Origin of the sequence: Leclercia sp. LSNIH8, assembly GCF_002920195.1 — a bacterium.
Classification (GTDB): domain Bacteria; phylum Pseudomonadota; class Gammaproteobacteria; order Enterobacterales; family Enterobacteriaceae; genus Enterobacter.
Map to the genome: position 1 here is coordinate 849,545 of NZ_PQJY01000001.1, position 17,054 is coordinate 866,598.

Below are 17,054 nucleotides of genomic sequence, written 5' to 3' on the forward strand. Positions count from 1 at the left end.
TAACCTTTATCAGGAGTAACAAATGGCCTTTTCACAAGCGGTCAGCGGCCTGAATGCTGCAGCCACTAACCTCGACGTCATTGGTAACAACATTGCCAACTCCGCGACCTATGGCTTTAAGTCTGGTAGCGCGTCGTTCGCAGATATGTTCGCCGGTTCCAAAGTCGGTCTGGGCGTAAAAGTCGCCGGGATCACCCAAGACTTCAGCGATGGTACCACCACCAATACCGGTCGTGGTCTGGATGTGGCGATCAGCCAGAACGGTTTCTTCCGTATGCTCGACAGCAACGGTTCCGTCTATTACAGCCGTAACGGCCAGTTCAGCCTGGACGAAAACCGCAACCTGGTAAACATGCAGGGTCTGCAGGTGACCGGCTATCCGGCAGCTGGCAGCCCGCCAACGGTACAGACCGGCGCGAACCCGCAGCCGATCACCATTCCTAACAATCTGATGGCCGCCAAAGCGACCACCACAGCAGCGCAGCAGATCAACCTGAACTCCACGGACAGCGTGCCAACCATTCCGTTTGACGTGACCAGTGCCAACCCGGATTCAGACAGCTTCAACAAGAAAGGCACCATCACCGTCTATGACAACCAGGGTAACGCCCACAACATGTATGTCTACTACGTGAAAACGGCGGACAACAAGTGGGATCTCTACACCCAGGACGGTAGCGCCGCGAACGGCCAGATCACCAAATCTGCCCAGATGAGCTTCGACCCCAACGGTAACCTGGAAGGGATCTATAACTACAGCCCAGCCGGTGTTTTGAGTGCGACGCCAAACGCCAACCCAGCCATTACCGTGACCACCGATCCGCTGAGCGGCGCGGACTCGATAGATTTCACCCTGAGCTTCCTGAACTCCATGCAGCAGAACACCGGGGCGAACAACATCGTGGCGACCAACCAGAACGGCTACAAGCCGGGCGACCTGGTGAGCTATCAGATCAACGACGACGGCACCGTGGTAGGTAACTACTCCAACGAACAGAACCAGGTGCTGGGTCAGATCGTACTGGCAAACTTCGCCAACAACGAAGGTCTGCAGTCAGAAGGGAACAACGTCTGGTCTGCCACGCAGTCTTCAGGGGTGGCGCTGCTGGGCACCGCAGGTTCCGGTAACTTCGGTACCCTGACCAACGGCGCGCTGGAAGCCTCCAACGTCGACCTGAGTAAAGAGCTGGTCAATATGATCGTCGCGCAGCGTAACTATCAGTCGAACGCGCAGACCATCAAAACCCAGGATCAGATCCTCAACACGCTGGTTAACCTCCGCTAAGTGGCTGACGGGATAGCTTAATGGATCACGCAATATATACCGCGATGGGCGCCGCCAGTCAGACGCTCAATCAGCAGGCCGTCACCGCCAGCAACCTGGCGAACGCCTCGACGCCGGGCTTTCGCGCGCAGCTCAATGCGATGCGCGCCGTCCCGGTGGAAGGGCTCTCCCTGCCGACGCGTACGCTGGTGACCGCCTCCACCCCGGGGGCCGATATGACACCCGGGCAGATGGACTACACCTCGCGCCCGCTCGATGTGGCGCTGCAGCAGGACGGCTGGCTGGCGGTTCAGACCGCAGACGGCGGCGAAGGCTACACCCGTAACGGGAACATCCAGGTGGACGCGGTCGGGCAACTGACCATCCAGGGACGTCCGGTTATTGGTGAAGGTGGCCCGATCACCGTGCCGGAAGGCTCGGAGATCACCATCGCGGCCGACGGCACCATCTCCGCCCTGAACCCGGGCGATCCGCCGAACACCGTCGCGCCGGTTGGCCGCCTGAAGCTGGTAAAAGCCGAAGGTTTTGAAGTGCAGCGTGGCGACGACGGCATGTTCCGTCTGACCCAGGCGGCGCAGGCCACCCGTGGCGCGACGTTACAGGCTGACCCGACCATTCGCGTCATGTCTGGCGTGCTGGAAGGCAGTAACGTTAAGCCGGTGACCGCGATGACCGACATGATCGCCAGCGCCCGCCGTTTTGAAATGCAGATGAAGGTGATTTCCAGCGTTGATGAAAACGCCAGTCGCGCCAACCAACTGCTGTCAATGAGTTAACAGGACTACTTATGATCAGTTCTTTATGGATCGCGAAAACGGGCCTCGATGCGCAGCAAACCAATATGGATGTCATCGCCAACAACCTGGCGAACGTCAGCACCAATGGGTTTAAGCGTCAGCGTGCGGTTTTCGAAGATTTGCTTTATCAAACCATTCGCCAGCCAGGAGCGCAGTCGTCTGAACAGACTACGCTGCCTTCCGGTCTGCAGATTGGTACCGGTGTTCGCCCGGTAGCGACTGAACGTCTGCACAGCCAGGGCAACCTCTCCCAGACCAACAATAGCAAAGACGTAGCGATCAAGGGCCAGGGTTTCTTCCAGGTTCAGCTCCCGGACGGGACCTCTGCCTATACCCGTGACGGTTCGTTCCAGGTGGATCAGAACGGCCAGCTGGTGACCGCGGGCGGTTTCCAGGTGCAGCCGGCGATCACCATTCCGGCGAACGCCCTGAGCATTACCATCGGGCGTGACGGGATCGTGAGCGTGACCCAGCAGGGCCAGGCCGCGCCGGTGCAGGTTGGCCAGCTCAACCTGACCACCTTCATGAACGACACCGGTCTGGAAAGCATCGGTGAGAACCTGTACATCGAAACCCAGTCCTCCGGCGCGCCGAACGAGAGCACACCGGGTCTGAACGGTTCAGGTCTGCTCTATCAGGGGTATGTGGAAACCTCAAACGTCAACGTCGCGGAAGAGCTGGTGAATATGATCCAGGTTCAACGCGCGTACGAAATTAACAGTAAAGCAGTGTCGACGACCGACCAGATGCTGCAGAAACTGACGCAACTCTAAGGTGTAGCCCGGTGCGGTTCACGCCGCACCGGCTCCCTGTTTTCGAAGATGAAGGCAATGCAAAAACACGCGGCGATTCGTTATCCGATAGTGACTCTCCTGGCCGTTACCCTCAGCGGTTGCGCCTGGGTTCCGTCTCAACCTTTGGTGCAGGGTGCGACTTCCGCCCAACCCATTCCTGGCCCGACGCCGGTAGTGAATGGCTCAATTTTCCAGACCGCGCAGCCGATTAACTACGGTTATCAGCCGCTGTTTGAAGACCGTCGCCCACGCAATATCGGCGATACGCTGACCATCCAGCTGCAGGAAAACGTCAGCGCCAGTAAAAGCTCGTCGGCGAATGCCAGCCGCGACGGGAAAACCAATTTTGGCTTCGACACTGTGCCGCGCTATCTCGAAGGACTCTTCGGTAACGCACGCGCCGATGCCGAGGCGTCTGGCGGCAACTCCTTTAACGGTAAAGGCGGCGCCAATGCCAGCAACACCTTTAGCGGCACGTTGACGGTGACCGTCGACCAGGTGCTGGCGAACGGCAATTTACATGTAGTGGGTGAAAAACAGATCGCCATCAACCAGGGCACGGAATTCATTCGCTTCTCCGGTGTGGTTAACCCTCGCACCATCAGCGGCTCCAACACCGTACCGTCCACCCAGGTGGCCGATGCGCGCATTGAGTATGTCGGCAACGGCTACATCAATGAGGCGCAGAATATGGGCTGGTTGCAGCGTTTCTTCCTTAACTTATCACCGATGTAATCGAGGTGACCTATGTTTAAATCCCTCTTCGGGTTCCTGCTGGTGCTGGTGGCGACCTGTGCCCAGGCCGACCGTATTCGCGATCTCGCAAGCGTACAGGGTGTGCGGGAAAACTCACTGATCGGTTACGGTCTGGTTGTGGGGCTTGACGGGACGGGTGACCAGACCACCCAGACGCCGTTCACGACCCAGAGTCTGAACAACATGCTCTCCCAGCTCGGCATCACGGTGCCCGCCGGGACCAACATGCAGCTGAAAAACGTGGCGGCGGTAATGGTTACCGCCTCTTTCCCGGCCTTTGCGCGCCAGGGGCAAACCATCGACGTGGTGGTTTCCTCTATGGGGAATGCGAAAAGCCTGCGGGGCGGTACTCTGCTGATGACCCCTCTGAAAGGGGTGGATAGCCAGGTGTATGCCCTGGCGCAGGGTAACATCCTTGTCGGCGGGGCGGGTGCCTCCGCAGGCGGCAGCAGCGTGCAGGTCAACCAGCTGAACGGCGGCCGTATTACCAACGGGGCGGTCATTGAGCGTGAACTGCCGACCCAGTTCGGCAGCGGCAACACCATTAACCTGCAGCTGAATAATGACGACTTCACCATGGCGCAGCAGATTGCGGACACCATCAACCGCAACCGTGGCTACGGCAGCGCCACCGCGCTGGATGCCCGTACCGTGCAGATCCGCGTCTCCAGCGGCGGCAGTAATCAGGTGCGTCTGCTGGCGGATATCCAGAATATGGAAGTGAACGTCACGCCGCAGGATGCCAAAGTGATCATCAACTCCCGCACCGGCTCGGTGGTGATGAACCGTGAGGTGACGCTGGACAGCTGCGCCGTGGCGCAGGGCAACCTTTCGGTGACCGTCAACCGCTCGGCTAACGTCAGCCAGCCGGATACGCCGTTTGGCGGCGGTGAAACGGTAGTGACGCCGCAGACCCAGATCGATTTGCGTCAGAGCGGCGGCTCGCTGCAGAGCGTGCGCTCCAGCGCCAACCTGAACAACGTGGTACGTGCCCTGAACGCGCTGGGCGCCACCCCGATGGATCTGATGTCGATTCTGCAATCCATGCAGAGCGCGGGCTGCCTGCGCGCCAAACTGGAAATTATCTGATGCTGACCGATAGCAAACTGCTGAGCAGCGCGGCCTGGGATACCCAGTCGCTCAACGAACTGAAGTCTAAAGCGGGCAAAGATCCGGCGGGCAATATCCGCCCGGTTGCCCGCCAGGTGGAGGGGATGTTTGTCCAGATGATGCTGAAAAGCATGCGTGAAGCCCTGCCAAAAGATGGCATCTTCAGCAGCGACTCCACGCGTCTGTACACCAGCATGTATGACCAGCAGATTGCGCAGCAGATGACTGCCGGTAAAGGGTTGGGACTTGCCGATGTGATCGTTAAGCAGATGGCGGCCGCGCAGGGCGTGCCGCCAGAAGAGGCACCGCAGCAGGTGCCGATGAAGTTCGATCTGGAAAGGGTCACCAGCTATCAAAACCAGGCCCTGACGCAGATGGTGCGTAAAGCGGTGCCGAAGGTGCCTGAGAGCAATGATGAACCCCTTACCGGCGATAGCAAAGACTTCCTGGCACAGCTCTCCCTGCCGGCGCGTCTCGCCAGCCAGCAGAGCGGGGTGCCGCATCACCTGATTCTGGCCCAGGCGGCGCTGGAGTCGGGCTGGGGGCAACGCCAGATCCGCCGTGAGAACGGTGAGCCGAGCTTTAACATCTTCGGGGTGAAGGCCTCGGGAAGCTGGAAAGGGCCGACTACCGAGATCACCACCACGGAGTATGAAAACGGCGAAGCGAAGAAGATCAAAGCCAAATTCCGCGTCTACAGCTCCTATCTCGAGGCACTTTCAGACTATGTCGGCCTGTTGAGTCGTAACCCGCGCTATGCGGCCGTGACCCAGGCGGCGACAGCAGAGCAGGGTGCGCAGGCGTTGCAGAACGCGGGCTACGCCACCGATCCACAGTATGCCCGCAAGCTGACCAGCATGATCCAGCAGTTGAAAGCGATGGGCGAGAAAGTCAGCAAAGCCTACAGCAACGATATCGAAAATCTGTTCTGAAAGTTCTCAAGTCCGGCTGGGGCCTGCCGATAATCTCCAGCAGGACTCATGTCTGAAAGTATAAAAGGAACCCCCATGTCCAGTTTGATCAACAGCGCCATGAGTGGCCTCAGTGCAGCCCAGGCTGCACTGAATACCGCCAGTAATAACATTTCAAGTTACAACGTGACGGGCTACACCCGTCAGACTACGGTGCTGAGCGCCTCAAACAGCACCCTGACAGGCGGCGGTTGGGTTGGCAACGGCGTGTATGTCTCCGGGGTACAGCGCGAATATGATGCATTCATTACCAACCAATTGCGCACCGCGCAGAACCAGAGCAGTGCCCTGACGACCCGCTACCAGCAGATGTCCAAAATTGACGACATTCTCTCTGGCAGCACCAACAGCCTGGCGACCACCCTGCAGGGTTTCTTTACCAGTCTGCAGACTCTGGTGAGCAACGCCGAAGATCCGGCGGCGCGCCAGACGGTACTGGGCAAGGCTGATGGTCTGGTGAACCAGTTCAAGGTGAACGATCAGTATCTGCGCGATCAGGATAAGCAGATCAATACCGCTATCGGCACCAGCGTTGATCAGATCAACAACTACGCTAAACAGATTGCCAACCTGAACGATCAGATTTCCCGTCTGACTGGCGTGGGTGCGGGCGCATCCCCGAACAATCTGCTCGACCAGCGTGACCAGCTGGTGAGCGAGCTGAACCAGATCGTGGGTGTTGAAGTCTCCGTTCAGGATAGCGGCACCTATAACGTCTCCTTTGGCAATGGCTACAACCTGGTTCAGGGCAGCACCGCTAATCAGCTGGCGGCCGTGAAGTCCAGCGCCGATCCATCCCGTACCACGGTGGCGTTTGTTGACGGCACCTCGGGCCCCGTTGAGATCCCGGAAAAACTGCTGACCAGCGGCTCTCTGGGCGGCATGTTGACCTTCCGTACCGAAGAGCTCGACGCGGCACGTAACACCCTTAACCAGCTGGCGCTCTCTTTCGCTAATGAGATGAATACCCAGCATGAAAAGGGCTTTGATCCTGAAGGTAACGCCGGCGGCAAATTGTTTGATATCGGTGCTCCCGCGGTACTGGGAAACACCAAAAATACCGGCTCGGCCTCCGTCACTGCCGCCATTAACGTGGCAGACAGCGCTAAAGTACAGGCTACCGACTACAAGATGGAGTTTGACGGCGGCAGCTGGAAGATCACCCGCCTCTCGGATAAAACCACGGTTAAGCCAGTTGATGACGGCAAAGGTAACTTGTCCTTTGATGGCCTGACGGTGAACGTATCGGGCACGGCGAATAACAAAGACAGCTTTATCGTTAAGCCTGTCGTCAATGCCATCGTCAATATGGATGTGGCGATCAGCGATGAGTCAAAACTTGCTATGGCCTCTGAAGAGAAAGGCGGCGAAAGTGACAACCGCAACGGCCAGGCGCTACTGGATCTGCAAAGCAGCAAAGTGGTCGGTGGCAATAAAACCTTTAACGACGCCTATGCCTCGCTGGTCAGTACCGTCGGCAGCAAAACCGCGACGCTGAAAACCAGCAGCACCACCCAGGCAAACGTGACGACGCAACTGAGCAACCAGCAGCAGTCGATCTCCGGGGTTAACCTCGATGAAGAGTATGGCAATCTCCAGCGCTACCAGCAGTACTACCTGGCCAATGCCCAGGTGCTGCAAACCGCCAGCACGCTCTTTGACGCGTTAATCAATATTCGCTAAGGCCGAGGTGAACGATGCGTATTAGCACCCAGATGATGTATGAGCAGAACATGCGAGGGGTCACCGAATCCCAGAGTAAGTGGCTGAGCTACGGTGAGCAGATGTCCACCGGTAAACGTGTTAACCGTCCTTCTGACGATCCAATTGCCGCCTCGCAGGCGGTTGTTATTTCTCAGTCACAGGCACAAAACAGCCAGTATACACTCGCCCGTTCTTTTGCCACGCAGAAGGTATCGCTGGAAGAGAACGTGCTGGGCCAGGTGACCACGGCGCTGCAATCGGCACAGGAAAAGATAGTCTATGCAGGCAACGGTACTCTGAGTGATAACGACCGCAACTCGCTCGCCACCGATTTGCAGGGTATTCGCGATCAGCTGCTGAACCTGGCGAACAGCACCGATGGCAACGGCCGCTATATATTTGCTGGCTATAAAACCGATGCTCCGGCATTTGATCAAGCTACTGGCGAGTATGCTGGCGGCGATACGCCAATCAGTCAGCAGGTCGATTCTGCACGTACCATGCAGATTAGCCATATCGGTAGCGACGTGTTTGAATCCTTTACCAGTAATGCCGCACCAGAACCGGGTGACGCTACGCCAGAAAAAAATATGTTTAAAATTCTGGATAACGTGATTGCTGCGCTGAAAACACCGGTTGAAGGCGATCAGGATAAAGCCGATCAGATGACGTTGGATATTGATAAGGCAAACCGCGGATTGCGTAATTCACTGGACAATGTGCTGACCGTGCGCGCCGATCTCGGAACTAAACTGACCGAGCTGAGTTCGCTCGATTCCCTGGGCAGCGACCGGGCGTTAGGACTAACCCAGCAAATGAGCGACCTGGTGGACGTTGACTGGAACTCAGCTATCTCCTCTTATGTGATGCAACAAGCGGCGCTTCAGGCATCTTATAAAGCATTCAGCGATATGCAGGGGATGTCCCTGTTCCAGCTGAATAAATAACTGACTTGACCTTTAGAACATGGCTTGAAACTGGTTATGTTCTGTATGCCCAATCCGTTTTGCGGATTGGGCTTTTTTTTCAGGAATTTTGCAGGGCCGATGAGCGGGTGCGGACGTTTTCGGTCATACGGATAACCAGCGCCACGCCTGCTGTAATGGTCGCCAGCGCAATCACGCCCGGCCAACCGGCCATGGTATAGAGCTGACTGCCCAGTGCGGAACCTAACGCCATCCCGATAAACACACCGGTAAAGAGCAGAGCGTTCAGCCGGCCACGGGCCTGGGGCTCAAGGCTGTAAACCAGGTTCTGGTGGGCCACCAGGCTCGACTGCAGACCGAGATCAAAACCTACCGCGGCAATGGCAATCAGGATCAGCTGGCCCTGTACACCTAGTGCCGGCATGAAAAACATCAGGGCGAAGGAGACGGTTACCAGCGCGGCACCCAGCTGAGTGACTTTACCGGCGCCCAGTTTATCCGCCAGACCGCCTGCGAGTGGCGCGGCCAGAGCGCCTGCGGCACCGGCAATGCCATAGCCACCGGCAACGGCGCTGCCAAGCCCGTAGTGTTCCATCAGCATCACCGCCAGAGTAGACCAGAAGGCGCTAAAGGCGATGGAGAGAAAACCCTGTGCCAGCGCGGCGCGGCGCAGAGCGGGGTAGCGACGCCACAGATGTGCCATGGAACGCATCAGCTGCGGATAACGCAGGTTCGACGGCACCGCGAAGCGGGGCAGAATAAACCACATCACGGCGGCGAGGATCGCAATACTGCCCGCCGCAAGTTGGTACATCACTCGCCAGCCAAAGGCTTCACCTACCACGCCGCTCACCGTACGGGAGAGCAGGATCCCCAGTAACAGGCCGGTCATCACCGTACCGACGGTTTTCCCCTGTTTGCCCTCCGGGGCGAGGATCGCCGCAGCCGGAACGATATCCTGCGCCATGGTGGCGGTCATCCCAATCAGCAGACTGACCAGCAGCAGGGAGTGGATCTGAGCCGTCAGGCTACAGGCCAAAAGCAGCAATGCCAGCGCAACGCTTTTCACCACAATCAGGGTGCGGCGATCATAACGATCGCCAAGCGGCAGCAGGAAGAGGATCCCCAGCGCATAGCCCGCCTGCGTCAGAGTGGGCACCATCCCCATCCCTTCAATACTGAGATGCAAATCAGCGCCCATCAGCGGCAGTAGCGGCTGAGCATAATAGATGGCGGCGACGCTAAAGCCCGCGCCGATGGCAAGAATGAAAACTACCCAACGGCTGACGGCTGGGCTCAGGGTACTGGAGTTCATATGCAGTTCCTCATTTCGGGTGTGTCGCTATTCTTTATCACCCCGCCTTGCGGTGGTAGCTGGCCCGGTGTTAAAACACTTATACGTGTAACGTATAACCGGATTAAAAATGAAACGTACGGAACGTATAGACCGGGTAGAGCTGATGCGTACTTTTGTGCGTATCGTGGAGACGGGCTCTCTTTCTGCTGCCGCGGTGCAGATGGCGACCAGCCAGGCCACCGTCAGCCGTCGGCTGCAATCGCTGGAGACGCTATTGGGCGTGCGCCTGATCCTGCGAACGACACACGCCATGAAGCTGACGGATGACGGCGAACGCTGCTATCAGCATGCCCGGCGGGTCATTGACAGCTGGTACGCGCTGGAGGATGAAGTCGGGCAAACAGAAGATGAGCCGGTCGGGGTGCTTCGCGTGCGTGCGCCGCATGCCTTTGGACAGGAGCAGTTGCTGGAGCCATTGACGGCGTTCCTGCTGCGCTATCCACGACTCAATGTGGAGTGGATGCTCAATGACCGCTCGGCTGATTTTTTAAGTGACAATATCGACTGCGCTATCCGGGTAGGGGCGGAGATCGACCCGGCCACGGTGTCGGTATTGCTGGCCGAGGTACCACGCAGCATTGTGGCGTCACCCGAGCTGCTGGCACGGTTTGCGCCAGTAGAAAAACCGGAAGATCTCTCCGCGCTGCCCTGGGTGGCGCTCAATACTTTTTATCGTCAGCATGTTGAACTTTTCAGCGCGGAAGCCGCACAACCGCTGCGGGTGGCTATCTCCCCGCGCTTAAGTACCGACAGCCTCTACGTGGCGCGTAAAAGCGCGCTCACCGGGCTGGGCGTTGCCGTGGTCTCAAGCTGGACTGTCGAAGCGGATATCCGCGAAGGCAGGCTGATCCATCTGGTGCCTGACTGGCAGCCCGCCGCGTTGCCGGTTCATCTTGTCTATCCGTGGTCTCGCTACTATCCGGCGCGATTGCGCCGTTTTCTGGAGATGATGAGAGAGGTGATGCCTGAAATCGCAGGGATGCGCAGGCCAGAGCAGAAGCAATAAAAAAGCCGACCCGAAGGTCGGCTTTTGCGCTTAAGCAGGCTTATTCAGCCGGCTGTGGACGCGTGGCTGGCGCCGTGGCGTGATGGGTGGCACTGTGACCACCTGCAGAGCCTTTACCGTCAAATTCAAATGCCGGACGTACCCAGTCACTCTGGCGCGGCGCTTCCGGAACATATTCCGGTGCCGGCGCACGGGTCATTGGGGCTGTCGCGTGATGGGCTTCAGCATGAACCTGAGTGGCTGGCGCTGGCTTCACTGCAGGAACCGGCTTCACTTCTGGCTCGTCGACGTGAGCGACGTCAGTGACTTCAGGTTCCACTTCAGCGGCCTCAACCGGTTCAACATCGATTTCAATCTCAGGTTGAACTTCCGTTTCTACTTCAACTTCCACAACCGGCTGCGGCTCGACGGCTGCTTCGGTGGTTTCAGCCGATTCAACGGCAGCGGCTTCTTCGACAGCAGGTTCAGCTACGGCAGCATCTTCTGCAATCTGCTTCGCGACGACCGCATCGTCAGGAGTGACGATCTGCGGCTGTTCTGTCACAGGCGCAGCAATCACTTCCGGATGTGAAGTTGCGATTTCAACCACCTGCGGCTCTGGGATCACAACGGCAGCAGCGTCAGCGATCGCTTCAACCGCGACTGGCGTAACAGGGGTTGCAGTTTCCTGAGCGACGTTCTGCTCTTCAAACTGTGGCTCCTGAGGGCGAGCTACCGGATAACGGATCCAGGCTTTACCGGATGCCATTTCTGGTGAGGCACAGGCAATAGCCAGCGGCATTGGCGACTGCAGCGGATAACGCTCGTCACGATAACGACGGCGACGCTGACCACTCACGCGCAGGTGACGCGGAGAGCGACGTGAACGGCGCGGCATGCCGGCGTTTTCACGGCCTTCAGCGTTTTCTTCCTGCTCAGGTGCGTTTTCAATCACCGCAGGCAGATCAACTTTAGCCAGCTCGGTGCGCTGTGCCGGCTCGGCCTGTGGCGCGATCGCTTCAACCGCAGCTTCTTCAGCCTGAGACTGGAAACGCACTTTCTGGCTCATTTGACGCTGCTTACGGCGCGGCATCACCTGAACGCGTTCTTCCTGTTCAGTATCCTGAGCGATCTCTTCGTCGCGATTCAGGGCTTTAACTTCCTGCTGAGCCTGACGCTTGTCATCGTTACGACGACGGTTACGTTCGCGGCGCGGCTGCTGCTCATCGCGCTGTCTGCCTTTGTCAGACTCTTCGCTGACCGGCTGGCGAATTTCACGCTCTTCCGCGTTCTGCTGCGGCTTCTCGCGGCGGTTGCGACGGTTTTCGTCACGTCCTTCACGGCGCTCGCGACCTTCGCGGTTATCACGATTGTCACGGCTTTCGCTGCCTTCACGGCCTTCGTTGCTCTCTGAACGGTTATCGCGGCGCTCATTGCGGTCACGACGGTTGTTCTGGCGTTTACGACGATCCGGTGAACGCTCCTGTTTCTCTTCTTTCTTCTCAACCGGTGCCGGGGCAGGCTGCGGCTCTTCACCCGCAAACATCTTCTTCAGCGCATTGAGGAAGCGGCTCAGCAGACCAGGCTGTGCAGCCGGTTGGCTCACTTCTGCCGCCGGTTTGGTTGCAGGTTTAGCCGCCACGGTCTCCTGCGCTGGGGCAGGCGGTGCTTCAGGCATCACAAACGCTGCCAGTGCAGGCTGTTCAGGCAGTTTACGCTCCGAGTACTCTTCCTCGGACGGCAGCGCCATCGCCTCTTCATGCAGCTTAGGCAGCATGTAGCTCAGGGTAGAGGTCTCTTCGCCTTTGCGCACGCGCAGCACGGAGTAGTGCGGGGTCTGCATCTGATCGTTAGGCACGATCACGCAGCGTACGCCACCCAGACGGGCTTCGATCGCACTTACCGCGGCACGTTTTTCGTTCAGCAGGTAGGAGGCAATCGGTACAGGCACAATGGCGTGAACTTCTTTGGTGTTCTCTTTTAGCGCTTCTTCTTCGATAAGACGCAGGATAGAGAGGGACAGCGATTCGTTGTCACGCACGGTGCCGGTACCGCTACAGCGTGGGCAGACGTGGTGGCTGGATTCACCCAGTGACGGGCTCAGACGCTGGCGGGACATCTCTAGCAGGCCAAAGCGGGAGATATGGCTGATCTGGATACGCGCACGATCCTGACGCACCGCTTCACGCAGACGGTTTTCCACCGCACGCTGGTGACGTACCGGCGTCATGTCGATGAAGTCGATAACGATCAGGCCGCCCAGGTCACGCAGACGCAGCTGGCGGGCAATCTCATCGGCCGCTTCCAGGTTGGTGTTGAATGCCGTCTCTTCGATATCGCCACCGCGGGTTGCACGGGCGGAGTTGATGTCGATGGCGGTCAGCGCCTCGGTGCTGTCGATAACGATAGAACCACCGGATGGCAGACGGACTTCACGCTGGAAGGCGGATTCAATCTGCGATTCAATCTGGTAGTGGCTGAACAGCGGGATCTCACCGGTGTACAGTTTGATTTTGCTGGTGAAATCGGGACGACCCAGCGCGGCAATGTGCTGGCGAGCCAGCTCAAGCACTTTCGGGTTATCAATCAGAATTTCGCCAATGTCCTGACGCAGATAGTCGCGGAAGGCACGCACGATAACGTTGCTTTCCTGGTGGATCAGGAACGGAGCAGGGCGGCTTTCAGCGGCTTTCTGAATCGCTTCCCAGTGCTTCAGACGGAAGCCCAGGTCCCACTGCAGCGCTTCGGCAGATTTGCCCACGCCTGCGGTACGAACAATCAGACCCATGCCGTCTGGCAGCTCCAGGCTTGCCAGCGCTTCTTTCAGCTCGGTACGGTCATCCCCTTCGATACGGCGAGAGATACCCCCCGCGCGCGGGTTGTTTGGCATCAGTACGAGGTAGCTGCCTGCCAGGCTGATAAAGGTAGTCAGTGCAGCGCCTTTGTTGCCACGCTCTTCTTTATCAATCTGGACAATAACTTCCTGACCTTCACGCAGAACATCTTTGATGTTAGGACGGCCATGGGCATTATAGTTGGAAGGGAAGTACTCGCGAGCGATCTCTTTCAGCGGGAGGAAACCATGACGCTCGGCACCGTAATCGACAAATGCGGCCTCAAGGCTGGGTTCAATGCGGGTGATTTTGCCTTTGTAAATGTTCGCTTTTTTCTGTTCGTGTCCAGGACTTTCGATATCCAGATCGTACAGACGCTGCCCATCCACAAGGGCGACACGCAACTCTTCTTGCTGAGTTGCGTTGATTAACATTCTTTTCATCGTAACTTACTCATTATTCTTACATTGACGACTAAGCTGCGGGCAAGGTGACGCTTTCCGGGGTATGAACCGATGGCCTCGTGTCTATTCACGTCGCCAACCTCACGGTTGTCGCTCGCTTAAGAGGCGCAAAGTGTCGGTTGCCTGTATTTCATACGGAAATACAGCGCGATTATCAGGGGAATAGCCTGGGTAAAACTCTCCAGAGAAGATTCCATTTACCGGTAAGTACTGCAACCCGCAGCCCGCTAACTGTCTGAAAGATCAATACGTCTTACGCCATTGCTGCGTGGATGATCGGTCAGACAAAATTGGTCATTCCGTCGATATCCTTGCTTAACCAGGATTTAACACGGAAAACTGCAGCATTATTCCATTGCTAACCGGGTTATAGCAAGATGACTTTTGCCAATTATCACCCGGTTACTCACAGTTTTTTCACTTCTCTCATAGGATTGGTTTAATAACCACCAAATCGATTGCGTGAACGAAACAGTAACCGGGTAAAACTAAATATAAGCATAGAAAAATGAGTGGCGCTAATGGCTGCCGATAATTAGAATCGCCCCCCATGAAAACAGAGACTCCAGCCGTAAAAATGGTTGCCATTACCGATGATGAAGCGGGGCAACGCATCGACAACTTTTTGCGCACCCAACTGAAGGGTGTGCCAAAGAGCATGATTTATCGCATCTTGCGTAAGGGTGAGGTGCGTGTGAATAAGAAGCGTATTAAACCCGAGTACAAACTGGAAGCGGGTGATGAAGTGCGCATCCCGCCCGTACGTGTCGCCGAGCGGGAAGAGGAGGCGGTATCGCCGCATCTGAATAAAGTCGCCGCGCTGACGGATGTGATCTTATATGAAGACGATCATATCCTGGTACTCAACAAACCCTCAGGTACAGCCGTACACGGCGGTAGCGGGTTGAGCTTCGGCGTGATCGAAGGTCTGCGCGCGCTGCGCCCGGAAGCACGCTTCCTGGAGCTGGTTCATCGTCTTGACCGCGACACCTCTGGCGTACTGCTGGTGGCGAAAAAGCGTTCGGCGCTGCGTTCGCTGCATGAACAGCTGCGTGAGAAGGGGATGCAGAAGGATTACCTCGCGCTGGTGCGTGGCCAGTGGCAGTCCCATGTCAAAGTGGTCCAGGCTCCGCTGCTGAAAAATATTCTGCAAAGCGGTGAGCGTATCGTTCGCGTGAGTCAGGAAGGCAAACCGTCTGAAACGCGCTTCAAAGTAGAAGAGCGTTATGAATTCGCTACCCTAGTGCGCTGCAGCCCAGTGACCGGTCGTACTCACCAGATCCGTGTTCACACCCTGCATGCAGGTCATCCCATCGCCTTCGACGATCGCTATGGCGACCGTGAGTTTGATAAGCAGCTGGCGGGTACGGGCTTGTCTCGTCTGTTCCTGCATGCCGCCGCGCTGAAGTTTACCCATCCGGGTACTGGCGAGGTGATGCGTATCGAAGCGCCTATGGATGAGCAGCTGAAACGCTGTCTTAAAGTTCTGCGCGGTTAATTGCCGGGTGGCGCTGCGCTTACCCGGCTTACAAAACCGTAGGCCCGTGCAAGCGTAGCGCCGCCGGGCGAAGCAGAGGGCTACGCCATTAACGGGTTGTAATGTTCCCGGCGCAGCATCTGGCACAGCGCAATCAGCGGTAATCCCACCAGGGTGTTCGGGTCGCGCCCGTCCAGCCTGTCAAACAACGCAATCCCCAGCCCTTCGCTCTTAAAGCTGCCCGCGCAGTTTAACGGACGCTCTTTACGGACGTAGTCATCAATCTCTTGTTCGCTGAGATGGCGGAAGTGAACGTCAAAGGGCTCGCATTCCGTCTGCAAATGGCCTGTTGAGCTGTTATAGAGAGCCAGGCCGGTATAGAACGTGACGATATTGCCGCGGGCTTTTAACAGCTGCTGACGCGCGTTCTCTTCGGTATGCGGTTTACCCGTGATAGCACCATCCAGGACGCAAACCTGATCGGAACCTATAATAAGATGGTCAGGAAATTGCGCTGCCAGGCTTTTTGCTTTTTCCTGCGCCAGACGTACCACCAGATGCCGTGGCGATTCACCGGGTTGTGGACTTTCATCCACGTTCGGCGCGGCGCATTCAAAGGGTACGCCAAGCTTTTCCAGCAACACGCGGCGGTAGGGTGAAGTCGAGGCGAGAATAAGATTTGGCATATTTTTTTCACCAGATATAGCGTATCGATGCCAGCCATTTTAAACTACAGGCCGCAATGTGTGCGAATAATTGGCAAAAGGCAGCCCGAGGTTGCCTTTTTCTTTGACTCTATGACGTTACAAAGTTAATATGCGCGCCCTATGCAAAAGGTAAAATTACCCCTGACTCTTGATCCGGTTCGTACGGCTCAAAAACGCCTCGATTACGAAGGTATTTATACCCGTGACCAGGCTGAACGTATTGCCGAATCCGTAGTCAGTGTGGACAGTGATGTGGAATGCTCCATGTCGTTCGCTATCGATAACCAGCGCCTCGCCGTATTAACCGGTGATGCAAAGGTTTCGGTTACGCTCGAGTGTCAGCGTTGCGGGAAACCGTTCCCACTTCATGTTCACACAACATATTGTTTCAGTCCGGTTCGTTCAGACGAACAGGCTGAAGCACTCCCGGAAGCGTATGAGCCGATTGAGGTTAACGAATTCGGTGAAATCGATCTGCTGGCGTTAGTTGAAGATGAAATCATCCTCGCTCTGCCAGTGGTTCCGGTGCATGATTCTGAACACTGTGAAGTGTCCGAGGCGGACATGGTCTTTGGGGAACTGCCTGATGAAGCGCAAAAACCAAACCCATTTGCCGTATTAGCCAGCTTAAAGCGTAAGTAATTAAGGAGTAAGGTCCATGGCCGTACAACAGAATAAACCAACCCGTTCCAAACGTGGCATGCGTCGTTCCCATGACGCACTGACTGCAGTCACCAGCCTGTCTGTAGACAAGACTTCTGGTGAAAAACACCTGCGTCACCACATCACTGCTGACGGTTTCTACCGCGGCCGCAAGGTTATCACTAAGTAATCACGCGTTTGCGTGATTAGGCTTAGTGAGGGTTTCCCCGTGCAAACGGGGATAT

At 56.9% G+C, this 17,054-nt stretch carries 15 protein-coding genes; 12 read left to right on the top strand and 3 right to left on the bottom strand.

The window, feature by feature from the left end; all coding sequences use genetic code 11:
• The first annotated feature begins 22 nt into the window (after nucleotides 1-22).
• The 8 genes from flgE to flgL all read left to right on the top strand — a co-directional run bounded on the left by flgE (nucleotide 23) and on the right by flgL (nucleotide 8,364).
• Entirely contained in the window at nucleotides 23-1,285 is a 1,263-nt protein-coding gene (gene flgE, locus C3406_RS04215) for a flagellar hook protein FlgE (RefSeq protein ID WP_103823702.1), read from the top strand.
• Between the two features lie 20 nt (nucleotides 1,286-1,305).
• Nucleotides 1,306-2,061: a flagellar basal body rod protein FlgF gene (locus C3406_RS04220; RefSeq protein WP_103179079.1), complete on the top strand. Its 756-nt coding sequence runs from the start codon at nucleotides 1,306-1,308 to the stop codon at nucleotides 2,059-2,061.
• A gap of 11 nt (nucleotides 2,062-2,072) precedes the next feature.
• The gene (flgG, locus tag C3406_RS04225) at nucleotides 2,073-2,855 is read left to right on the top strand and encodes a flagellar basal-body rod protein FlgG (RefSeq protein WP_032617536.1); all 783 of its coding nucleotides are present in this window, start codon (nucleotides 2,073-2,075) and stop codon (nucleotides 2,853-2,855) included.
• Between the two features lie 57 nt (nucleotides 2,856-2,912).
• On the top strand, nucleotides 2,913-3,611 hold the full coding sequence (flgH, locus tag C3406_RS04230; protein WP_039028917.1) for a flagellar basal body L-ring protein FlgH: 699 nt from the start codon (nucleotides 2,913-2,915) through the stop codon (nucleotides 3,609-3,611).
• Between the two features lie 12 nt (nucleotides 3,612-3,623).
• Nucleotides 3,624-4,721 carry a flagellar basal body P-ring protein FlgI gene (locus C3406_RS04235; RefSeq protein WP_103823704.1) on the top strand — a complete coding sequence of 366 codons (1,098 nt, stop codon included), beginning with the start codon at nucleotides 3,624-3,626 and terminating at the stop codon, nucleotides 4,719-4,721.
• Nucleotides 4,721-5,674 carry a flagellar assembly peptidoglycan hydrolase FlgJ gene (gene flgJ, locus C3406_RS04240; RefSeq protein ID WP_103823705.1) on the top strand — a complete coding sequence of 318 codons (954 nt, stop codon included), beginning with the start codon at nucleotides 4,721-4,723 and terminating at the stop codon, nucleotides 5,672-5,674. The genes C3406_RS04235 and flgJ overlap by 1 nt, the downstream gene beginning before the upstream one ends.
• A gap of 75 nt (nucleotides 5,675-5,749) precedes the next feature.
• Nucleotides 5,750-7,396 (top strand): flagellar hook-associated protein FlgK, encoded by a 1,647-nt coding sequence (gene flgK / locus C3406_RS04245; RefSeq protein WP_103823706.1) that lies wholly within the window; start codon nucleotides 5,750-5,752, stop codon nucleotides 7,394-7,396.
• Nucleotides 7,397-7,410: 14 nt separating this feature from the next.
• Entirely contained in the window at nucleotides 7,411-8,364 is a 954-nt protein-coding gene (flgL, locus tag C3406_RS04250; protein WP_103823707.1) for a flagellar hook-associated protein FlgL, read from the top strand.
• Between the two features lie 79 nt (nucleotides 8,365-8,443).
• Here flgL and C3406_RS04255 read toward each other — a convergent pair whose 3' ends face one another.
• Nucleotides 8,444-9,658: an MFS transporter gene (locus C3406_RS04255; protein WP_103823708.1), complete on the bottom strand. Its 1,215-nt coding sequence runs from the start codon at nucleotides 9,656-9,658 to the stop codon at nucleotides 8,444-8,446.
• 109 nt (nucleotides 9,659-9,767) lie between these two features.
• Between C3406_RS04255 and C3406_RS04260 the strand changes: the two genes are divergently transcribed.
• Nucleotides 9,768-10,706 (top strand): LysR family transcriptional regulator, encoded by a 939-nt coding sequence (locus C3406_RS04260; RefSeq protein ID WP_103823709.1) that lies wholly within the window; start codon nucleotides 9,768-9,770, stop codon nucleotides 10,704-10,706.
• Nucleotides 10,707-10,746: 40 nt separating this feature from the next.
• Here the strand turns inward: C3406_RS04260 and rne are convergent, their stop codons facing one another.
• Nucleotides 10,747-13,962, bottom strand: coding sequence for a ribonuclease E (rne, locus tag C3406_RS04265; protein ID WP_103823710.1), 3,216 nt, complete (start codon nucleotides 13,960-13,962; stop codon nucleotides 10,747-10,749).
• A 571-nt stretch (nucleotides 13,963-14,533) separates the two neighbouring features.
• On the opposite strand from rne, the gene rluC reads away from it, so the two are divergent.
• Nucleotides 14,534-15,481 carry a 23S rRNA pseudouridine(955/2504/2580) synthase RluC gene (rluC, locus tag C3406_RS04275; RefSeq protein WP_103823711.1) on the top strand — a complete coding sequence of 316 codons (948 nt, stop codon included), beginning with the start codon at nucleotides 14,534-14,536 and terminating at the stop codon, nucleotides 15,479-15,481.
• Between the two features lie 80 nt (nucleotides 15,482-15,561).
• Here the strand turns inward: rluC and C3406_RS04280 are convergent, their stop codons facing one another.
• The gene (locus C3406_RS04280; RefSeq protein WP_103823712.1) at nucleotides 15,562-16,146 is read right to left on the bottom strand and encodes a Maf family protein; all 585 of its coding nucleotides are present in this window, start codon (nucleotides 16,144-16,146) and stop codon (nucleotides 15,562-15,564) included.
• A gap of 141 nt (nucleotides 16,147-16,287) precedes the next feature.
• On the opposite strand from C3406_RS04280, the gene yceD reads away from it, so the two are divergent.
• Both yceD and rpmF read left to right on the top strand, forming a co-directional pair.
• Complete coding sequence (yceD, locus tag C3406_RS04285; protein ID WP_103179089.1) at nucleotides 16,288-16,809, top strand: 23S rRNA accumulation protein YceD; 522 nt, start codon at nucleotides 16,288-16,290, stop codon at nucleotides 16,807-16,809.
• 16 nt (nucleotides 16,810-16,825) lie between these two features.
• Nucleotides 16,826-16,999 (top strand): 50S ribosomal protein L32, encoded by a 174-nt coding sequence (rpmF, locus tag C3406_RS04290; protein WP_003857964.1) that lies wholly within the window; start codon nucleotides 16,826-16,828, stop codon nucleotides 16,997-16,999.
• Nucleotides 17,000-17,054 lie beyond the last annotated feature (55 nt).